Origin of the sequence: Bacillus cereus (genome assembly GCF_002567495.1) — a bacterium.
GTDB lineage: Bacteria > Bacillota > Bacilli > Bacillales > Bacillaceae_G > Bacillus_A > Bacillus_A cereus_AQ.
The window spans coordinates 47,810-67,700 of sequence record NZ_NVAP01000046.1 but is presented as its reverse complement, the minus strand read 5'-3'; the positions used below and the strand labels follow the sequence as shown (position 1 = coordinate 67,700).

Below are 19,891 nucleotides of genomic sequence, written 5' to 3'. Positions count from 1 at the left end.
TATTATTCTCTCCTATCACTATTTACCTCTCGTTTTTGGATAGACTATAATAAAGTGACACTTTCTTTTGCGCGCTTTTCGCAAAAGATTAGTGGAACCAATCGGGCTCTTACGGCTGGTTCGACCTTTCTTCATTGTTTTACCCTCTACCAGCCGTTTGAGCGGGGGAAAGTGACACTTTCTTTTGCACGCTTTTCGCAAAAGATCAGCCCGAACCAATCGGGCTCTTACGTTTTTTACTAACAACTAGAAATAACTTACCATTATGTTGTACCGTTTCAGCGGAGCAATGCAATCATTACATAATTAGGGGGATTTCTATATGACATCAAATTTGAGAATTCGAAATATCATTTTCATTTTAATCGGTTCCGCTATTTTTTCTTTCGGTATTGTGAATATCAATATTGAAAACCATCTTGCAGAGGGTGGATTTACTGGTATTACACTATTATTATATTTTCTATTTTCGTTTGATCCTTCCTACTCAAATTTACTTTTAAATATCCCGATATTTTTTATCGGTTGGAAGTTACTTGGAAGAACGACGTTTTTATATACATTAATCGGCACCTTTAGCGTATCTTTATTTCTATGGATTTTTCAACGTTACGAAGTTCTCAACCTACATTTAAACTTGCAAAATGATATGACACTCGCGGCTTTATTCGCTGGCGCATTTATCGGTATTGGTCTTGGCATTATATTTAAATACGGCGGGACTACTGGCGGTGTGGATATTATCGCACGACTAGCTCACAAATATGTCGGCTGGAGTATGGGTAAAACAATGTTTATGTTTGATGCTATCGTCATTATCATCTCTATTCTTACCTATTTATCCTACCGCGAGGGCATGTATACGCTAGTTGCTGTTTTTATCGGGGCTAAAGTCATTGATTTCATGCAAGAAGGGGCCTATGCCGCTAAAGGGGCAACTATTATTTCAGATAAAAACGACGAGATTGCCGCAAAAATTTTATCCGAAATGGAGCGCGGAGCAACCTTTTTAAAAGCTGTTGGATCCTATACAAAAGTGGAACGGAACGTATTGTATTGCGTTGTTGCTAAAAATGAAATCGTGAAATTAAAAAATATTATTACTTCTGTAGATCCTCATGCCTTCGTTGCTGTAAGTGATGTACACGATGTTATTGGTGAAGGGTTTACTTTAGATGAAAATAAAAATCCGTTACATAAGTAAATTCAACTAGAAAAGCTCAAGAGCTTTTCTAGTTTTTTATTACATATCTTTTAAGTTTCTCTAAGTCCTCATAAATAAGCTCCAATAAACTCCGATTATAAAAAATGGAAGCTGGATGAAAGGTCGGAAACACATAATGTTCTTTTTCTGTCCATACAAATTCTGCACCGCTACTATCTTTCAATTGCTGCACCGGTTGCTTTAACAACTTCCCATGAACATCCGTAATTTTATTATTTCTACCAACTAAACGTTGCAATGCAATATTGCCAAGCGTAACGATAATAGGCGGCTCTATAAGTTTCAGCTCATAATCTAACAAAGGTGCATGGGCAAGTATTTCTCCTTGATTTGGTGTTCTATTATACTTTTTTTGTATGACTTCACCATTTCGTTCTTTTTTCTCTCGCCACTTATAAGGTCTACTCCGAACAGCGCTCGTAATATATACTTCTTCCCTTGTAACATCAATTCGTTCTAAAAAATCCATTAATTGTTTTCCCGCTCTCCCGCTAAACGGAATCCCATTATGAATTTCTGTTTCACCAGGTGCTTCTCCAACGAGCATAAACTTTGGATTTTCAGGACCTTGGCCACTTAAAAACCCTTCTAACTGATAAGAAGTGCTACGCTCTTTCACTTGTTTTATTAAATGGTCTGGATATTCCATGCTCTCCACCTACCTTCATCATACGCTACTTATATGTATTATGGCTTTTTACAACGTTTCTTTCATTTTATCCTATCCATTTATTACAGATAATAAAAAAAGACTATCAAAATTGATAGTCTTTAGTCGTCGCTACGCTGCATACCAGTATACATTAATACGAGACGTAATAATTCAAATACCGCTACAGCTGCAGCTGCTACATATGTTAATGCTGCCGCATTTAATACTTTACGAGCTTGGCCATATTCATCTGTTGATACGATACCTAACGCTTCAATTTGTTGCATTGCGCGCTTTGACGCATCAAACTCAACTGGCAATGTAACGAGCTGGAACACAACACCTGCTGCCATTAAAATGATACCTAATAACAATAGTTTCGACATTGTCGCAAATATACCAATCATAATAAATACCCATGATATATTCGATCCAAAATTAGCCACAGGAACTAACGAATGACGAATACGCATAAAGTTATAATCTTGTGCATCTTGAATTGCGTGTCCTACTTCGTGTGCTGCAACTGCTGTACCAGCAACTGAATGTCCATAATAGTTATCTGTTGATAATCGAACCGTCTTAGCGGTTGGATCATAATGGTCTGATAAATGACCTGGTGTTTCTTCTACAGCTACGTTGTATAATCCATTTTCATCTAAAATTTTTCGAGCCACTTCTGCCCCTGTCATACCTGATGTTGAATAAACTTGTGAATACTTGCTATAGGCACTACGTACTCTTGACTGTGCATACAACGGTATGATCATTATGATCGCGAAGTAAATTAAATAAAACATCATGAACCTCCATTGAAGTTTTAATTATAGTACTTCTCATTCTATTTTTTTCTGCCACTATTGTCAATGAATAAACCTTACAATCCATATCTTTATTTATTGCATTATCTATTTTTAGAATGTACATTACTTTTTCTTTTTTCTCTCTCTCCTTTATACTTTCTCCATCCAACATAAGTTAATGTGAATAAAATAAGTCCTCCAGTAATTGTCATAAACCAAATGAGAGAGGGTGCAATTTCATCTTTTTTTACTGTGTGAAATACCTTTTGCAAATCCCCTTTAATAATCCCTAATTGCATTTGGCCGCCTTTCGTTTTTAACATAACGTTACGAAATTCATCCAAATAAGATAAATGAGCATTTACACGCTGTACCTCGTTTTCTGGCAAAGCGATCATTAAGCTTGGATAAATAATATTGAATTCATTTAAAAATGTATTTAACGTTTGTTGAAACTGCCCAGCATCTTCTTTTTCCACCGCTTTTTCCATTTGAGAAAAGGCATCCATTACTTTTCTTTCTCTTTCCATCCAAAGCGGTTGATATTTCGATACTTGCGCATCAACAGCAAGTTGTAATGCCAGCACATTATCCATTTTAACTTGCTTACCTAAACCTTCTTCAGAGAGCGATTGTTGCGCCTTGTCATAAGCTAAAGAAATAACTCTAACTTGATCTGGTGTTACTTCCTGCTTCTTTTCATTCCCTTTTATTAAAAATTGCTCTGAGAAATGCTGTAATACTTGTACTGCTTTTTCATCTTCATTACGCTTCACTAACTGTAACGAGTCATCTAACAACCCTGTTAGCTCATTCCACTCTTCAGCATATATACGTAACGGAAACATTATAATTAGAAATGCTATCAATCCAATTAATGTTCTCTTCATCCCGGTCCCCCCTATAACTACTAGTACAAAATATGTTAATTTGGACAAGAATAGAACAGAACTGGACCGAAAAATATATTATCGTTTTACAAAGAAAAAATTCTCTTTAAGCAGAGAATTTTTTCTTTGACATCCTTTTCTTTTTTACGAAATATCTATATAAACTGTAACAAAGTATACTACCACCTAAAATGAATAATAAAATAGCACACGCAGCATGCATAAAGAACTCTTCTGGTAGCATTAATATAATCGGATCCGTTTCAATATCAAACATCCAGTAATCATTACTGAATAAAAGCTTATGGAATAATACAAAGCTCTTTTCAAAGTTAATAGCGATTGGCAACATAAGCACTATCGGAAAAATAATTGTTAAAATCGATCCGTGTAGTAAAAACTTTTCGTTTTTCTTTTTTAATAAATACATTCCGCCTATCAATGCAATCATAATCGTCGCATACATCACATATTGAATCTTCACTAGAATGTTTTTAACATCTACAAAATGAATACGACCATTTGTAGACATATCTAATGTTGGCAAATGTAATGCCCCGTCATAAAACGGGGATAAATATGTAATAAGCACATCGTAATTTCTTTTAATTTCATCCTTCGTCATATCCGCTAGATCAGGAATATTTAAAAAATCAATTTCAAAATAATACAGCCATTTCCCGTACACAACTGCCGTTGTTGCGAGTGCAAAAATAGAAAATGCTATGCTATATGAAACAACTAAAGTAATCAATCGATCCAATATTTTTGTACCACTCTTATTTTTCTTCATGTTCTCCCCCTAAATGTTCTAACCATTATAAAGAAAATTGTTTTCTGCGCTCACGTAAGCAACAATAATATGTAATACATAGTACAGCAATGCTTAACCAAAACGTAAAATAACCAATTTCCTCTACAAACAAATGCATGATTCCGTATCGCGGCATTTGCCAAAATAAATAATCAACTGCATCGTTATGCAACGTCCATACACCCGCTACTATAAAATGCCATTTTTTTATACGGTAAAACGGAGCATATAAAAACCCTTGCACAGCCATCGCAAAATGCGAAAGCATTAACATGTAGCCCATAAAGCCAATAGGACCTTTTACATAAATCATAATCCCATTTACAACAACAGCCCAAATACCATATTTTATTAAAGTAACAATCGCTAGCGCTTCTATTAATCCCCAGCTTCTCTTTATCAAAAAAGCAAGTAAAACAAAGACAAAAAAGAGACTCGCCATAGGACTATCTGGTACAAACGGCCAAAATATCGGTGACGTTTCTTTCAATTGATTTCCGTACCATATAAATCCATAAATTGTACCTAATATGTTAACAATTAATAAAAATAATAATACCGAGCGTTGTCTTAACATTGCATACAAGTACACCAATCTGTATGTCCAACACCTTTCAAGCAAAGTAATTCATTCACTAAATCCTACTCTATTATAACAAACTTCATCCAACTAAATAGAAAAGCTGACTACAAATTTTGTAGTCAGCTTTTTATTATTTTTTATTATACTTTGCCACGAATTCCGAAAGCTTCTTCAGTTCCTCATCCGTACCTTTAAATACACCTTTAGGCATGGAACCTTTTCCCTCTTTCGCAATTTTAGCAATTTCTTCTGGCTTTAAAGTTAAGTTTTGCAATGCCGGTGCTGCCGCCCCACCCTGTAAATTGTCACCATGACATGTTAAACAAGTATTTTTTTGCATTAATTTATAGCCATCATCATTTTTATCAACTGGTGCTGTTTTTACAATTGCTCCTTGTTTTTTTGCAGCTTCCCAGTCGTGGTGTGCTACAGATTCCCAAGTTAAAAAGATAATCGATGCAATTGCTAAAAGCATAAATCCAGTTGCTACAGGACGCTTCAATGGACGTCTTTCTGGGCCTCTATCAAGAAATGGAGCTAACAGTAATGCACCAAACGCAATCCCTGGCATAATAAACGCTCCAATTACAGTAAATGAACCGGAAGCATAAGAGTACTTTAATAACTGATACAAGAATAAGAAATACCAATCTGGAAGTGGTATATATCCAGCATCTGTTGGATCCGCCATTCTCTCAAGCGGTGACGGATGCGCCACTGTTAAACATAAATAACCGATTAAAAAAACTGCACCAACCATCCATTCTTTTAACAAGAAGTTCGGCCAAAATGCTTCTGTTTTCCCTGGGTATTCAGAATAGTCTTTTGGAATATTTGGTTTCCGAGCTACTGGTACCCGAGAATCTCCTACAAACTTCATCCCTTTGCCGCGATGCATAATCTCCCTCCTTTAGTTCTTTCCCCTTTAATTTAGCAATCTCTTATAGTGGACCGGAAATACCTTGTTTGCGAATCATGATGAAGTGGAAGGCCATTAAACCTAGAAGTGCTGCTGGTAAGAAGAAGACGTGAATAGCAAAGAAGCGAGTTAATGTTTGAGCGCCAACAATTTCGGAATGACCAGCGAGTAATGTTTTAATATAAGGACCAATGAGCGGTGTTTGCTCTGCAATTTGAATCCCTACTTTTGTAGCAAATAAAGCTTTCATATCCCACGGTAATAAATATCCGGTAAAACCAAGACCTAACATAACAAAGAAAATAAGAACACCAACAATCCAGTTTAACTCACGGGGCTTTTTATACGCACCTTGGAAGAAAACTCTGAGTGTATGTAAAAACATCATTACAATTACGAGACTAGCACCCCAGTGGTGCATACCACGAACTATTTGCCCATAAGCAACTTCATTTTGTAGATAGTAAACTGATTCCCAAGCATTTTTAATATCAGGCACATAATACATCGTCAAAAACATTCCAGATAAAATTTGAATTACAGTAACGAAAAAAGTAAGTCCTCCAAAGCAATAGACGAATGCCGAAAAGTGATGTGCCGGGTTTACATGTTCAGGTACTTCATGATCAGCGATATCACGCCATATTGGTGTAATATCTAATCTTTCATCTACCCAATCATAAATTTTATTTAACATCTACTTTGCACCCCCTCTTGGCTTCGCTTTTCCTAGATACAGCGTTCCATCTTTCACTTTAGACTCGTACACATCAAGCGGAGCAAGGGGTGGCGTACCTTTAATGTTAATCCCATCTTTTGTATAACGTCCCCCGTGACATGGGCAAAAGAATTGATTCGGATGTGCTTTGTCCGAATTCCAGTTAACTGTACATCCTAAATGTTTACATACTGGAGAAAACGCAACAATGTCTCCGCTTTCATCTTTATGAACCCAAGCCGATTTTGGTTCTTCAGACTTGTACCAACCATCAACCTGCTTCACTTTAAAATCGAAACGCTTCGGCTCTGTTGTAATATCCTTTACTTGCCCAACAGCAACCATATCTGTTCCGGCTTCTTTTCTTAACACCGGATCAAGTGCAAATCGCGTCATCGGCATTAAAATACCGGCAGCCATAAAGCCTCCTACCCCTGTGAGTGTGTAATTTAAAAATTGTCTTCTTGACACGCGATGTTCTTTCTCGCTCACGAAAATTTCCCCCCTCTATCAGAAATTGTCCCCTCGTGATAAATTATATAAAAAATAAAAACTAGGACACTATCATGATATAATACGCTCATGCACAGGTCAATATCATACTACTCATAATAATAAGAACTTTCTGTTTATTATTGATTTCCCCACTTCTCTTCCAACATCACCATTATATTTTTTATATGTGCATGAATAACTTCTCTTTTTGCTTGATCACTAAACTGTTCTAGTGCTAATGAAGGAAACCAAAATAAATCTCCCTGTAACTCTTGTATCTCCTCTTTCCATGAAAAATCACTTGTAACATAAGCAATATGCTTAAAACCTTCGCTTCGTAAATGATTTGTCCACTCTTGCAAACGACCCTTTTCATTCTTTTGACTTTCTACTAAATACGTAAACGCAGGCAGTAAAAGCACTCTTCCTTTATACTCTCTTTCCAATTCCATGCTCAACAATTCGATAAATTCACCTTGTTCTACAACCATTTTCATTTCTTTTGCTGCCGAAATTGATAAAAGTGGTATTACTCCTGTATCAACATACTCTCTTGCTTGCTCAAACTGTTCCACATCTTTTACAATCCACTTCAAATTCCTTCCCTCCTTCATTTACAAATGACAGAACTTTCACTTTATATATATTAAACCACACTAAAAGAGGTAAAAAAAGAAAAACTACCCAATATAGGTAGTTTTTCTTGATGAAATTCTGAAATTTGTAAAAATTTATTAATCCAAATAAATTCTATAAAGTCTTTAACTCTGCCGTTAATCTATGAAACGCTTCCTTATCTTGCTTATCTAACGCTTCATCAATTTGTTTCAAAAGACGTTCTCTCCTAAACGAAAATACACTTTCTTCCAAAAATCTTTCTGCAAGTAAACGATCTTTTTCATTTACTTCAATATGCTTCGGTAAATATGGGTTTTCTTCTAATACAGCTACATAATTCGCATTTTGAAACGATGATTTAAAGTTGAGTTGAATATAAATATCCTCATCTCGGTTTAAACGAATATCGTGAAACGATTTTTCAGCATCTGTTGTCATAACATTTTGTTTAAAAAAGTGAAACGGTGTGTCTTTCACACAATTCGCTGACATCACTAAGCCACGTGGACAATATTTTGCATGCTCTACGAAGTGGACTTTATGCATCAATTGGTCGTGACTCATTAAATAATTCAGAATCCATACACATTCACGCTGTTTCAGTTGGTAATTATTCAAAAACCATTTTACAAAATCCTTCTTCTCGTTTACAGAAACAGGGGTATTCATAGCAATTAAGTCCCTCCTCTGTCTTTCTCTTTTCTTTTTAGATTCAAGAAGCGGCATTCAGTTTCCTTCCAACTTATGAAAAATCCTCTAAATTATATAATAACTCTTCAATATGAATTTGTGTCGGGTCTAGTTGTAATAACTGGGTAAATACTTCTTTCGCCTCTTTTTGCTTTCCTTCTTCCAATAAGAAATAACCGTATTCTTCTAAGAAGTCTGGATGATTCTTAAAAGAAGTATATGCACTTTCATAGTGTTTTAATGCATCCGAATACATTTCTAATTGTTTTTTTGCATACGCAAGATCCCAAAGTAGTTGTGTATCTGGCTCTCCGCTATCAATAGCACGCTCTACAATTGCAATTAACTCTTCGTACTTTTCTTGTCCTTTTAAAATATACGCATATTTTAATGTTGCGCCTAAATGTCCTGGATCTAACTCAAGCGCTTTTTGAAGAACTTCCTCTGCTTCTACTACTTTTCCTAATTTCGCTGCAATGTTCGCTAATTCTACATAAAATGGAACAGAAAGCTCATCTACTTTAATTCCTTCATGAAGTGTTTCATAGCTTTCTTGAAGCATCCCTTCTTTTTCATAACTTTTCGCTAAATACATGTATAGTGATGCGTACTCAGGATCTAATTCTTTTAGTTCTTGCCAAGCACCAATTGCTCTTTGATATTCTTCACCTTGGTATAATGTGAAGGCATATCCAAATAATGAGTGAATATCTTTTTGCTCCTCTAGGCCTGCTTCATAATAAGAAATTGCCTCTTCCCAGTTTCCGATCGCGCTTAACGTTTCTGCGAGACGAAGTGCAATCACAACACCACCCATTACTTTATGTTCCGCTAATAGCGACTCATAATAAGTAATTGCCTTTTGTTCTTCACCTTTACTACTATATAATTCTGCTAATCCAAACGTAATAACAGGCTCATCAGGCATCATTTCTTTCGCCTTTAATAGTTTTTGCTCTGCTACATCATCAAAACCTTGCATTTGGAATAAATCTGCAACAAGTAATAACGATTGAACATATAAATCATCATTTTCTGGAATATCATGAAGCACTTCAATCGCTTCATCTTCTTTATCTAGATCAATATATAATTCTGCTAAAAATACAGTGAATTCACTTTCTTCCGGATACAGTAAACGTAAGTCTTCAGTAATTGCTAATGCCTCATCTGTAAATCCAAGTGTATGATAGTAACGAGCAATATCATACTTCTCTTCATCATTCGCGATTTTTAATTGTTCTTTTAATAATTGTAATCCTTTTTCCGCTTCACCATTTTCAATATATGAAACAGCTTGTTCAAACTTTTGCATAAACGTCTCCTTTAATTCTAAAAAATATTCTCTTCTGTTCATTTATCATAAGCAACTCACTGTTAGAACGCAACCTTTAGAATGAGCATGCTTCTTCTTATACTTCTTCTTACAGGTTAGTTATTTGTTCAAAAGGTTCGGATATGGCACCGATACCTTATCATCCCCTTCTATTGTACCGCTTTCTTTTGTGACCGTGCAAATAACTTCTCTCACTAATTATCGAGCCATACAAACCGTGATTTACAGAAAGACTTAATTACCAAACTTTAACCTCTATTTTTAATGCGTTAAAAAAGACTCCTATAATAGGAGCCCTCACAATCTCTTAAGAATATGTTTCTTCTTTCTGTACTTGCTCATTTACAAGCTCTTTCAGCAACTCTATAATTTCATCATTTTCTTCTTTCAAACCGACAGTAATACGAATACCATCATCGATACCAAATGCAGCACCAGAACGAATGATATATCCTTTTTTCATTAATCGTTCGAAAGCTTCATTACCCGGTATACCAAGTTTTAAGAAAATGAAATTTGTTTGAGATGGATAGTAGAATACGTTATATTCTTTACAAAATGCATAATATTGATTTAAGCCTTCAGCATTCTTTTGCACACAATCTTGTAAAAAGGCTTGATCTTCTAATGCAGCGAGTGCTACAGATTGGGCTACAGTTGATGTATTGAACGGTAACCTTGCTACTTCTAGCTGTCCGATTAACTTCTCATCCCCAATCGCATATCCGATACGAAAAGCAGCTAAACCATATGCTTTTGAAAACGTGCGTAAAACCATAAGATTTTCATACTTTTCAAGAAGTGGTAATGTTTGCGGATAGTCTTTCGCTTCCGCGTATTCATAATATGCTTCGTCCATAATAACGAGAGCCGACTTAGGAACTGATTCTAAAAATGAAAGTAATTTTTGTTTCTCAACATATGTACCTGTCGGATTATTCGGATTACAAATCCATACAATTTTCGTTTTATCATCTACTTGCTCTAGCATTGCATCTAAATCGTGAATACCATCTTTAAGTGATACTTCACGGACTTCTGCTCCTTCAATAACAGCATGGTGATGATATTGTGAAAACGTAGGATTCGCCATTACAACGTTTGTTCCTTCATGTAGTAATGCTCGGCTAATCATTTGAATGACTTCATCTAATCCACTACCAAATAGTAGTTGTTCTGCTTTTACACCTAAATGTTCCGCTACTTTTGTCCGAAGTTCAAAGGCATATCCATCTGGATAAAGGGCATATTGGCTCGCTAAAGAAGTTAATGCTTCTGTCACACGCGCTGAGCAACCAAATGGATTTTCGTTCGATGCTAATTTCACAATTTTTGATAATCCATATTCCCTTTTTACCTCTTCAATGTTTTTCCCAGGCACATACGCTCTCAAAGTTAACAATTGCTCTTTCACTCTCATTTTTCTTCCCCCAGTCATTTCATTCAATTTAATTACAATACGGTTATAGCCCCTTACTGTAATCTTTTATCATAACCGTCACTATTACGAGAATACCTCTAAATGAGCACTTCACAGCACTTCGCTATCATTTTAAACCATATCTTTTTGAAATGCCTCTAACGCAATATGAACAGTCTCATCTGAAATAGATACGACATTCACTACCCCATATTCCTGCATAAGCACCATATGAATTGCTCCTGCATTTGCTTTCTTATCTTGTTTCATCAATTGAACGAGGCGCTCTACATTCAAATCTCTTGGCATTTTTGGATAGCCGTATTTCAAGAACCACTGCTTCATATCTTCATAAGCAAGATCAACCTTGTACACTTGCTCACTTAAAAATATGGCGAATAACATTCCAACCGCTACTCCGTCACCGTGAGTAATATTTCCATACCCTAGCTCTTTTTCAAGAGCGTGACCTAACGTATGTCCAAAGTTCAAATGGGCACGTACACCTTTTTCTGTTTCATCTTGTGATACAACATTTGCCTTTACAGGAATCGCCTTCGTTAATATATGAATTAACTTCTCATCGCGAAGATCCGCTAATGTTTGCACTTCTTCTTTTAACCAATGATATAGCTCCACATCACCAATAAGAGCATGCTTTATCACCTCTGCATAACCTGAACGCCACTCTTTTTCAGGAAGAGACTGCAAAAACGGCGTATGATATACAACTGCTTCTGGTTGATGGAATGCACCAATCATATTTTTACCTAACGGATGATTAATCGCTACTTTCCCACCTACTGCGCTATCGTGCGCTAATAAAGTTGTTGGAACCTGCACAAAGCGAATACCACGCATAAACGACGCAGCAACAAAGCCAGCCAAATCTCCAATCATTCCGCCTCCAAGTGCAATAATTAAAGAATTTCTATCTAATTTATTTTCAAGAGCTGATGTATGAGCCGCATAGAAATTTTCGAAAGATTTCTCTTTCTCACCACTCGGTACGACGAATGAAAATACTTTTTGCTCTATTTGTAATGCATCGACAATCTTCTGTAAATGTAAAGAGGCAACAGCTTCATCTGAAATGATCATTACGTTTGATACAGATGGCTGCATATTTTGAATGATTGTTGTCAAATGTGACAACGATTCTTTTCCTACATGTACATCATATTCTTTTGATTTCGTTTGAATATGTATGTTTCCCATTAAAATCCCCTCGCATATTCATTATGTTTCTCAATATTTTCACGAATAAGTTCCATACGATCTAATCCAAATTGCTCTATTAAAGCTGTCGCTAATTCCCAAGCCACAACCGCTTCTGCAACGACACTAGCTGCCGGCACAGCACAACTATCTGAACGTTCAATGCTCGCTGTAAAAGTTTCTTTCGTATCAATATCCACACTTTGAAGAGGTTTATATAGTGTAGGTATCGGTTTCATCACACCACGCACAACAATTGGCATTCCTGTCGTCATACCGCCTTCTAATCCACCTGCATTGTTCGTTCTTCTTGTATATCCATGCTCTTCATTCCACAGGATTTCATCATGAACTTCACTTCCTGGTCTATGTGCTGCTTCAAAACCAATTCCAATCTCGACACCTTTAAAAGCATTAATGCTCATAATTGCGCCCGCTAATTTCGCATCCAGTTTTCGATCATAATGTACATAGCTACCTACCCCAATTGGCATTCCTTCCACAATTACTTCAACAATTCCACCGATTGAATCACCATTTGCCTTCGCATCATCAATTGCTTTCATCATTTGGTTACCAGCTTCGTCATCTAAGCAACGTACAGGTGATGCTTCTGTAATGCTCTTTAATTCTTCAATTGAACTATACGTAATCTCCTTAGCTTGTACACCGCCAATTTCAATTACATGACCCGCCACTTTAATACCAAGTTCTGCTAAAACCTTTTTAGCAACCGCACCAGCAGCAACACGCACCGTCGTTTCACGTGCTGAGGAACGTTCAAGTACATTTCTCATATCTCTATGACCATATTTAATTGCACCATTTAAATCAGCATGCCCAGGCCTTGGTTTTGTCACTTTCCTTTTCATCTCTTTTTCTTCCTGCTCAGTTAAAGGCTCTGCCCCCATAACTTTTGTCCAATGTGCAAAATCACGATTTTCAACAACGAGTGTAATAGGGGAACCTAATGTTTCTCCATGTCTAACACCACTTAAAATTTGCACTTGATCCGTTTCAATTTGCATGCGTCTACCACGCCCATATCCCTTTTGCCTTCTAGCTAACTCTTCGTTTATATCACCCGCTACTAAAGATAGACCTGCTGGAACACCTTCTATAATCGTTGTCAGTTGCGGACCATGAGATTCACCAGCTGTAATATATCGCATACGTTATTCCTCTTTTCGTATATGTATTTATCTCACTATATTAAGCAATAATATTAACTTTTATCATTCTAAAATATTAAAGAAATTATATCATAAATCAACCATTTTCTTATTCTATATTTCCGATAGGCCTACTTTACATATCAATATATCATAACAGCTCAAACTTCGTAACAAATTGAAAATAAAAAAAGCGCAAGAAGAATACCCCTATTCCCCTTGCGCTTTTTACTATTATCACAGTGATTAAAGCGTTTACAAATTATTTCAAAATAATTAGTAAATCCATTCATTCATTAATTTTGAGTAGTCTACTAATTCTTCTTCTTTAAAGAAAATAGCAATCTCGCGCTCTGCGCTTTCTAAAGAATCAGAACCATGGATAATGTTTTTCGCAACAGTTACACCGAAATCTCCACGAATTGTTCCAGGAGCTGCTTCATGTGGTCTTGTTTTACCCATCATGTTACGTGCTGTATCTACTACACCTTCACCTTGCCATACCATTGCGAATACAGGTCCAGATGTAATAAAGTCTACTAACTCACCAAAGAAAGGTTTTTCTTTATGCTCAGCGTAGTGTTGTCCAGCAATTTCCGGAGTGACTTGCATTAATTTTGCACCAACTAATTGAAAGCCCTTTTTCTCAAAACGAGCTACAATTTCCCCAATGAAGGCACGTTGTACACCGTCTGGTTTTACCATTAGAAATGTTTTTTCCATAAAAAATCTCTCCACTTCTGAATTATGTATGTAATTGTATATCCCCACACACATATTATCACCCTTATCACAATTGTGCAATAGTTTTGAAATAGAGAGATTATTTTATTTTTTAGAATAAACATTAAAATTTTCGTTTTCCAATATACTTTGCTACATTTTGCAATGCATACTTCGCCTGTCCACGAGGGAGTGGTTTTATTATTTCTAAAGCTTTATGTAAATAACGTTCACTAAACGCAAATGCTTTATCGATCGCTGTACTATTTTTTACAGCATCAATAATTTCTTGCATTTCACTTGCTGTTGTATTTTCATGTACAGATGTGATTTTCTTATGAAGTACTGGATCTTCCATCGCATATAAAGCAGGGAGCGTAATGTTTCCTTGTAATAAATCTCCACCAGCAGGTTTTCCAAGTTTCTCTTCTGTGGAAACGAAGTCTAAAATGTCATCAATAATTTGATAAGACATTCCTACAAAATATCCATACCAAAATAGACGATTTACTGTATCACGATTAGCACCAGCAGCAATCGCTCCCAATTGACAACTCGCAGCAATTAATAATGCTGTTTTTCGCTTTATTCTTCTTAAATACGTTCTTAAATTTTGGTCATAATTGTATTTATCTTTAATTTGTTCAATTTCACCTTTACAGACTTCTAAAATAGTATGCGATAACGCTTGATGCGCCTCTGGAATTTCGATATTTGTTATACATTCAAGAGACTTAGCGAACAAATAGTCCCCTGTATACATCGCAATACGATCTCCCCATTTCGCATTCACAGTCGCACTACCGCGTCGTAAAAATGCAGCATCAATAACATCATCGTGAACAAGAGAAGCCATATGAATAAGCTCTAACGCAACAGCAACATGCTTAATCGCATCTAACTTATAATCTCCAAATTTCCCTGCAAGCAACACAAATACAGGACGAATTCGCTTCCCACCAGCTTCAATAAGTTGTAATGCTGCCTCTTCTACTAATGGCTGTTCAGAAGCAACTGTCTTTTTTAATTCTTTTTCTATCACATTAATATCCGATCGTAAAAAAGAGTACATAAGTTGTAACTTCATATTGTTCACCTTAACCTAAAACTTCTTTTTTCTATTTTGATTCTGGTTTCATACCTAAATGCATCGCTGCTACCCCAAAAGTAAATGGTTTTACTTGCACACGTCCAAGTCCAGCTTGCTCAAACATTTGAGCCAATTCTTTCATCCCTGGGAATGCACTAGCAGATTCTTGAAGCCATGAATATTCTTTATAACTTTTCGCAAACATCTTTCCAAATAACGGCATGATATATTTAAAGTATAAAATATACCCTTGTCGAAAACCAATCATTGTTGGTTGAGATGTTTCTAAACAGATTACTTTTCCACCTGGTTTTACTACACGCGTCATTTCTTTTAATACGTGCATATAATCCGGTACGTTACGTAAACCAAACCCAATCGTTACATAATCAAACGTATTATCTTCAAACGGAAGCTCCATTGCATTCCCATGTAGAAGTTCTACTTGTTTTAATTGTAACGCCTCTACCTTTTGCTTACCAACAGATAACATATTTTCACTGAAGTCTAAGCCAACAACCTTTCCTTGCTCACCTACCGCTCCAGCTAGCGCAATTGTCCAATCTGCGGTTCCACAACATACATCAAGCGCTTTACTGCCAGGTTGTACATCCATAATTCGCATCGTTTCTTTACGCCACGCTTTATGTCTTTGAAAACTAATTACAGAATTCATCACATCGTATTTATCAGAAATTTTTTCAAATACGTCATGTACTCTTTCTTCTTTTGATTGTTGCATGCTCGTACCTTCTTCCAATGTAAAATTGCTTATGTCTTCGATTTATCCCTTAACACAGAATTTATTTCATTTATGTCTGTGTGATTTTCTAAAAATTGTTTTTCTTTCTTTCTCAATTCCATCATCCAACCATTAATCACTGTTTCTACTTCTACTTTATCCACTAAAGCCTCTTGAACCCCTTGAAAAACAGGTGAATGTTGTTTATCAGCATACAATTGAATTTCTTTTTGAAGGCGATTTCCACCTAATACGTATGTGATAAATGGCTTCCAATGCGATAAATGAAAATGATCACATGTTTTTTGCAGGAGCGCAGACTCAATCGTTACTACGCTTTTCATTATGTCGTCCGTCGTTTCATGCGCCTTTTGGTATAACATAATTTTATGTTCATTAATCTCTTTAATTCCTTCAGCAAGCGCACGAATTAAAACAATATCACGATTCATAGACAATAAATAATAATATAGTCCACTATAGTAATCGCCTGCAAGTACTGTTAATTGGCGACATTTATGCGATTCAATCGCTTCTTCACCTGCTTTATTTGATACCCTTTCATGCGTATCAAGTGCAATTTGTACAAGCATAATTGTTACTACATAATGCTCAATTTGTTCTATATGTAAGTTTGCACTCTTTAAAGCACCATATAACAATGCTATTTTTTCTTCATCAATAAATGGTTCTTCAATATAGTTTATAAAATAAGGATGGCGTAATTTCTCCATCAATTTCTCTTTTATACCCGCATACCCTCCGTAGATGTCACACACAAAAAATCACCCTTGTTTTCTAATTCATAAAACTTATTATAACACATACACTCTATTTTCTATAACCAAAACTTGGCTACACCTGCCATTCATCTAGGGAATCTTTCTAATCTCACTCTGTCTGGCTAAAACTATATCATTTATTTACTTGTAAAAAAAAGAAAAGCAGTTTCCCGCTTTTCTTTACTTCGTTTTAATAAAAGATAAAATTTCACTTCGTGCTGCAGCATCATTTTCAAGCACACCACGCACTGCTGTCGTTACTGTTTTCGCACCTGGTTTTTTCACACCACGCATCGTCATACACATATGTTCTGCTTCTACTACTACCATTACACCATGCGGCTCTAGTACTTCCATAATAGAGTTCGCCACTGTTGATGTAATACGTTCTTGTAGTTGTGGACGACGTGCAATTGTATCTACAGTACGAGCTAATTTACTTAACCCTGTCACCTTTCCGCCTTGCGGAATATATGCAACGTGAGCAACTCCATAGAATGGAACTAAATGATGCTCACACATCGAATAAAATGGTATATCTTTTACTAGTACAAGCTCTTCGTGATCTTCTCCGAATACTTTATGCAAATGCTCTTTCGGATCTTCATGCATACCCGCGAACACTTCTGCGTACATTTTTGCAACACGCTTTGGTGTATCAAGTACTCCCTCACGATTTGGGTCATCTCCGATTGCCTCTAAAATAAGGCGTACTGCATGTTCAATTTGTTCTAAATTAACTTTTGCCATCCGCTAGCCCTCCCGAAAACCTAAAAGTGATACGAACACATTCTAGCATATTTATGTTTTTAAAAGCAAAAAGAAGAGTTTCCAAAAAGGAAACTCTTCTTCCCTGTTAATATGTAAGGATTATTTAACCGCATCTTTTAACGCTTTACCAGGTTTGAATGCAGGTACTTTACTTGCAGCGATTTCAATCTCCTCACCTGTTTGTGGGTTACGACCTTTACGAGCCGCACGCTCACGAACTTCGAAGTTACCGAATCCGATCAGTTGTACTTTATCACCTTGTTTTAAAGCTTCTAAGATAGAATCAAAAACAGCGTCTACTGCTTTTGTTGCGTCCTTTTTAGAAAGGGAACTTGCTTCTGCAACAGCATTGATTAAATCTGTCTTGTTCATGCCATTCACCTCCTCCCAAAGATAAGACTGTATAATGATCATAAAATGAGTCTTACTTTCATTTGTAGGCAATTTTTACAAATTCTATACTACAAAGATGTAGATAAATCATTATCAACGCCTATATTATACGATTCTCCTTTATAATTCAATGATTTTAAGGAAATTGTTACTCTGAAAATGTGAAAATCTGATGAAACTTGACAATTTACAACAATATATTAGATAATGACTGTTTATTTTTCTATTTCATACGTAAAAAAACAAAAAATCCCTCTACAATGAGAGGGATTTTTTCTTATAATATAATCGCAATTAATCCGCCAGATCCTTCATTAATAATTCTTTCTAGCGTTTCTTTTAATTTATATCTTGCATTTTCTGGCATTAAAGATAATTTCGCCTGAATTCCTTCTCGAACAATCGAGCTAAGTGAACGTCCGAATATATCAGAATTCCAAATTGATAACGGATCATCTTCAAAATCTTGCATTAAATAACGAACTAATTCTTCACTTTGTTTTTCCGTACCAATGATCGGCTCAAACGTTGACTCTACATCTACTTTAATCATATGAATAGATGGCGCTACCGCTTTTAACTTCACACCAAACCTTGAACCGTGACGAATAATTTCTGGCTCATCTAGGCTCATATCCGCTAATGCAGGCGCTGCCACGCCATATCCTGTTTGTTTAACCATACGCAGAGCGTCTGCCACTTGATCATACTCTATTTTCGCATGAGATAAATCGAGCATAAGCTTCAATAAATGATCTTTCCCTCGAATTTCTACCCCTACTACTTCTTTTAAAATTTGATCATATAGTTCATCCGGCGCATATAAATCAATCTCCGCCACACCTTGCCCCATATCAATACCAGCTAGGCTTGCTCGATCAATAAATTCATATTGACTAAACTGCCAAACAACTCGATCCACATCACGAAGACGTTTTATATCTTTCACAGTTTCTTGAACTGCTTCTTGATAACTTTGACGTAACCAATGCCCTTCATTAAGCACCATTACCCAGCTTGGAAGGTTCACATTCACTTCTAATACAGGGAATTCAAATAGCGCTTCACGAAGTACATTATATACATCTGTTTCTCTTAAACTCTCAACACTCATCGCAATAACCGGGATATCATATTCTTCAGATAAACTTTGGCGTAATTGCTCTGTATCTGGATGATACGGCTGTACCGTATTAATAATCATAATGAAAGGTTTTCCTACTTCTTTCAACTCATTTACAACGCGCTCTTCTGCCTCTATATAATCTCTTCTTGGAATTTCACCAATTGTTCCATCTGTTGTAATTACAACACCAATGGTTGAATGTTCTTGAATTACTTTACGCGTACCGATTTCTGCAGCTTCATGGAATGGAATAGGTTCTTCATACCAAGGGGTATTAATCATACGCGGGCCATTCTCATCTTCATAGCCCTTCGCTCCTGGAACTGTATATCCAACGCAATCTACTAATCGAATATTCACTTCAAGTCCTTCATCTACCTCGATTGAAACCGCTTGGTTTGGAACAAATTTCGGTTCCGTCGTCATGATTGTACGACCAGCAGCACTTTGAGGCAATTCATCCTGCGCTCTTTGACGGTCAGACTCATTCTCAATATTTGGAATAACTACGAGTTCCATAAATTTTTTAATGAATGTTGATTTCCCTGTTCGAACAGCTCCTACAACTCCAAAATAAATATCACCGCCTGTTCGTTCTGCAATATCTTTAAAAATATCTACCTTTTCCAAGTGATTCCCTCCCTCAAAATTTTTGGGAATAATTCCGCGTTTATAGTCAACTAATACCTTCTCTAACGTTGCCTATAATAT

Annotated in this window: 22 protein-coding genes; 1 reads left to right on the top strand and 21 read right to left on the bottom strand. The window is 36.2% G+C overall.

Annotated elements, in window-relative coordinates; all coding sequences use genetic code 11:
* The first annotated feature begins 322 nt into the window (after positions 1-322).
* Complete coding sequence (locus tag COK05_RS22770) at positions 323-1,204, top strand: YitT family protein (RefSeq protein ID WP_098614368.1); 882 nt, start codon at positions 323-325, stop codon at positions 1,202-1,204.
* A gap of 28 nt (positions 1,205-1,232) precedes the next feature.
* Here the strand turns inward: COK05_RS22770 and COK05_RS22765 are convergent, their stop codons facing one another.
* From COK05_RS22765 to spoIVA, 21 genes are all read right to left on the bottom strand, one after another.
* Positions 1,233-1,874, bottom strand: a complete 642-nt coding sequence (locus COK05_RS22765) for a uracil-DNA glycosylase (protein ID WP_098614367.1) — start codon at positions 1,872-1,874, stop codon at positions 1,233-1,235.
* Positions 1,875-1,996: 122 nt separating this feature from the next.
* Positions 1,997-2,680, bottom strand: coding sequence for a zinc metallopeptidase (locus COK05_RS22760; RefSeq protein ID WP_011109966.1), 684 nt, complete (start codon positions 2,678-2,680; stop codon positions 1,997-1,999).
* A gap of 101 nt (positions 2,681-2,781) precedes the next feature.
* Positions 2,782-3,570, bottom strand: coding sequence for a sporulation protein YpjB (ypjB, locus tag COK05_RS22755; protein ID WP_098614366.1), 789 nt, complete (start codon positions 3,568-3,570; stop codon positions 2,782-2,784).
* 106 nt (positions 3,571-3,676) lie between these two features.
* Positions 3,677-4,363, bottom strand: coding sequence for a lipoprotein intramolecular transacylase Lit (gene lit, locus COK05_RS22750; RefSeq protein ID WP_098614365.1), 687 nt, complete (start codon positions 4,361-4,363; stop codon positions 3,677-3,679).
* Positions 4,364-4,388: 25 nt separating this feature from the next.
* Positions 4,389-4,979: a DUF1405 domain-containing protein gene (locus COK05_RS22745; protein ID WP_141539222.1), complete on the bottom strand. Its 591-nt coding sequence runs from the start codon at positions 4,977-4,979 to the stop codon at positions 4,389-4,391.
* Between the two features lie 118 nt (positions 4,980-5,097).
* Positions 5,098-5,865 (bottom strand): menaquinol-cytochrome c reductase cytochrome b/c subunit, encoded by a 768-nt coding sequence (qcrC, locus tag COK05_RS22740; protein ID WP_000554603.1) that lies wholly within the window; start codon positions 5,863-5,865, stop codon positions 5,098-5,100.
* Between the two features lie 43 nt (positions 5,866-5,908).
* Positions 5,909-6,583 (bottom strand): menaquinol-cytochrome c reductase cytochrome b subunit, encoded by a 675-nt coding sequence (qcrB, locus tag COK05_RS22735; RefSeq protein WP_000932700.1) that lies wholly within the window; start codon positions 6,581-6,583, stop codon positions 5,909-5,911.
* Positions 6,584-7,096, bottom strand: coding sequence for a menaquinol-cytochrome c reductase iron-sulfur subunit (gene qcrA / locus COK05_RS22730; RefSeq protein ID WP_098614364.1), 513 nt, complete (start codon positions 7,094-7,096; stop codon positions 6,584-6,586).
* A 140-nt stretch (positions 7,097-7,236) separates the two neighbouring features.
* The gene (locus COK05_RS22725) at positions 7,237-7,713 is read right to left on the bottom strand and encodes a YpiF family protein (RefSeq protein ID WP_141539221.1); all 477 of its coding nucleotides are present in this window, start codon (positions 7,711-7,713) and stop codon (positions 7,237-7,239) included.
* 136 nt (positions 7,714-7,849) lie between these two features.
* The gene (locus COK05_RS22720) at positions 7,850-8,386 is read right to left on the bottom strand and encodes a ReoY family proteolytic degradation factor (protein ID WP_001095925.1); all 537 of its coding nucleotides are present in this window, start codon (positions 8,384-8,386) and stop codon (positions 7,850-7,852) included.
* A 73-nt stretch (positions 8,387-8,459) separates the two neighbouring features.
* Positions 8,460-9,722: a tetratricopeptide repeat protein gene (locus tag COK05_RS22715; RefSeq protein ID WP_098614362.1), complete on the bottom strand. Its 1,263-nt coding sequence runs from the start codon at positions 9,720-9,722 to the stop codon at positions 8,460-8,462.
* 328 nt (positions 9,723-10,050) lie between these two features.
* Positions 10,051-11,163 (bottom strand): histidinol-phosphate transaminase, encoded by a 1,113-nt coding sequence (hisC, locus tag COK05_RS22710; RefSeq protein WP_098614361.1) that lies wholly within the window; start codon positions 11,161-11,163, stop codon positions 10,051-10,053.
* Positions 11,164-11,295: 132 nt separating this feature from the next.
* Complete coding sequence (gene aroB / locus COK05_RS22705; protein ID WP_098614360.1) at positions 11,296-12,381, bottom strand: 3-dehydroquinate synthase; 1,086 nt, start codon at positions 12,379-12,381, stop codon at positions 11,296-11,298.
* On the bottom strand, positions 12,381-13,553 hold the full coding sequence (gene aroC, locus COK05_RS22700; protein ID WP_098614359.1) for a chorismate synthase: 1,173 nt from the start codon (positions 13,551-13,553) through the stop codon (positions 12,381-12,383). Before aroC ends, aroB begins: the two co-directional genes overlap by 1 nt.
* A gap of 276 nt (positions 13,554-13,829) precedes the next feature.
* Positions 13,830-14,276 (bottom strand): nucleoside-diphosphate kinase, encoded by a 447-nt coding sequence (gene ndk, locus COK05_RS22695; protein WP_000415883.1) that lies wholly within the window; start codon positions 14,274-14,276, stop codon positions 13,830-13,832.
* Between the two features lie 124 nt (positions 14,277-14,400).
* Positions 14,401-15,363, bottom strand: coding sequence for a heptaprenyl diphosphate synthase component II (hepT, locus tag COK05_RS22690; RefSeq protein WP_098614358.1), 963 nt, complete (start codon positions 15,361-15,363; stop codon positions 14,401-14,403).
* Between the two features lie 31 nt (positions 15,364-15,394).
* Positions 15,395-16,108, bottom strand: coding sequence for a 2-heptaprenyl-1,4-naphthoquinone methyltransferase (menG, locus tag COK05_RS22685; protein ID WP_098614357.1), 714 nt, complete (start codon positions 16,106-16,108; stop codon positions 15,395-15,397).
* Between the two features lie 29 nt (positions 16,109-16,137).
* Positions 16,138-16,887 (bottom strand): heptaprenyl diphosphate synthase component 1, encoded by a 750-nt coding sequence (locus tag COK05_RS22680; protein WP_141539220.1) that lies wholly within the window; start codon positions 16,885-16,887, stop codon positions 16,138-16,140.
* A 183-nt stretch (positions 16,888-17,070) separates the two neighbouring features.
* Positions 17,071-17,640, bottom strand: a complete 570-nt coding sequence (folE, locus tag COK05_RS22675) for a GTP cyclohydrolase I FolE (protein WP_001151478.1) — start codon at positions 17,638-17,640, stop codon at positions 17,071-17,073.
* A 120-nt stretch (positions 17,641-17,760) separates the two neighbouring features.
* On the bottom strand, positions 17,761-18,033 hold the full coding sequence (locus COK05_RS22670; RefSeq protein ID WP_001043860.1) for an HU family DNA-binding protein: 273 nt from the start codon (positions 18,031-18,033) through the stop codon (positions 17,761-17,763).
* Positions 18,034-18,331: 298 nt separating this feature from the next.
* On the bottom strand, positions 18,332-19,810 hold the full coding sequence (gene spoIVA, locus COK05_RS22665) for a stage IV sporulation protein A (RefSeq protein ID WP_000416519.1): 1,479 nt from the start codon (positions 19,808-19,810) through the stop codon (positions 18,332-18,334).
* Between the last annotated feature and the right edge of the window lie 81 nt (positions 19,811-19,891).

What these genes read in the sequence shown, in the direction of transcription:
- COK05_RS22770 (WP_098614368.1), top strand. Translation starts at nt 323, where the DNA reads ATGACATCAAATTTGAGAATTCGAAATATCATTTTCATTTTAATCGGT.
- COK05_RS22765 (WP_098614367.1), bottom strand. Translation starts at nt 1,874, where the DNA reads ATGGAATATCCAGACCATTTAATAAAACAAGTGAAAGAGCGTAGCACT.
- COK05_RS22760 (WP_011109966.1), bottom strand. Translation starts at nt 2,680, where the DNA reads ATGATGTTTTATTTAATTTACTTCGCGATCATAATGATCATACCGTTG.
- ypjB (WP_098614366.1), bottom strand. Translation starts at nt 3,570, where the DNA reads ATGAAGAGAACATTAATTGGATTGATAGCATTTCTAATTATAATGTTT.
- lit (WP_098614365.1), bottom strand. Translation starts at nt 4,363, where the DNA reads ATGAAGAAAAATAAGAGTGGTACAAAAATATTGGATCGATTGATTACT.
- qcrC (WP_000554603.1), bottom strand. Translation starts at nt 5,865, where the DNA reads ATGCATCGCGGCAAAGGGATGAAGTTTGTAGGAGATTCTCGGGTACCA.
- qcrB (WP_000932700.1), bottom strand. Translation starts at nt 6,583, where the DNA reads ATGTTAAATAAAATTTATGATTGGGTAGATGAAAGATTAGATATTACA.
- COK05_RS22725 (WP_141539221.1), bottom strand. Translation starts at nt 7,713, where the DNA reads ATGAAGGAGGGAAGGAATTTGAAGTGGATTGTAAAAGATGTGGAACAG.
- COK05_RS22720 (WP_001095925.1), bottom strand. Translation starts at nt 8,386, where the DNA reads ATGAATACCCCTGTTTCTGTAAACGAGAAGAAGGATTTTGTAAAATGG.
- COK05_RS22715 (WP_098614362.1), bottom strand. Translation starts at nt 9,722, where the DNA reads ATGCAAAAGTTTGAACAAGCTGTTTCATATATTGAAAATGGTGAAGCG.
- hisC (WP_098614361.1), bottom strand. Translation starts at nt 11,163, where the DNA reads ATGAGAGTGAAAGAGCAATTGTTAACTTTGAGAGCGTATGTGCCTGGG.
- aroB (WP_098614360.1), bottom strand. Translation starts at nt 12,381, where the DNA reads ATGGGAAACATACATATTCAAACGAAATCAAAAGAATATGATGTACAT.
- aroC (WP_098614359.1), bottom strand. Translation starts at nt 13,553, where the DNA reads ATGCGATATATTACAGCTGGTGAATCTCATGGTCCGCAACTGACAACG.
- ndk (WP_000415883.1), bottom strand. Translation starts at nt 14,276, where the DNA reads ATGGAAAAAACATTTCTAATGGTAAAACCAGACGGTGTACAACGTGCC.
- hepT (WP_098614358.1), bottom strand. Translation starts at nt 15,363, where the DNA reads ATGAAGTTACAACTTATGTACTCTTTTTTACGATCGGATATTAATGTG.
- menG (WP_098614357.1), bottom strand. Translation starts at nt 16,108, where the DNA reads ATGCAACAATCAAAAGAAGAAAGAGTACATGACGTATTTGAAAAAATT.
- folE (WP_001151478.1), bottom strand. Translation starts at nt 17,640, where the DNA reads ATGGCAAAAGTTAATTTAGAACAAATTGAACATGCAGTACGCCTTATT.
- COK05_RS22670 (WP_001043860.1), bottom strand. Translation starts at nt 18,033, where the DNA reads ATGAACAAGACAGATTTAATCAATGCTGTTGCAGAAGCAAGTTCCCTT.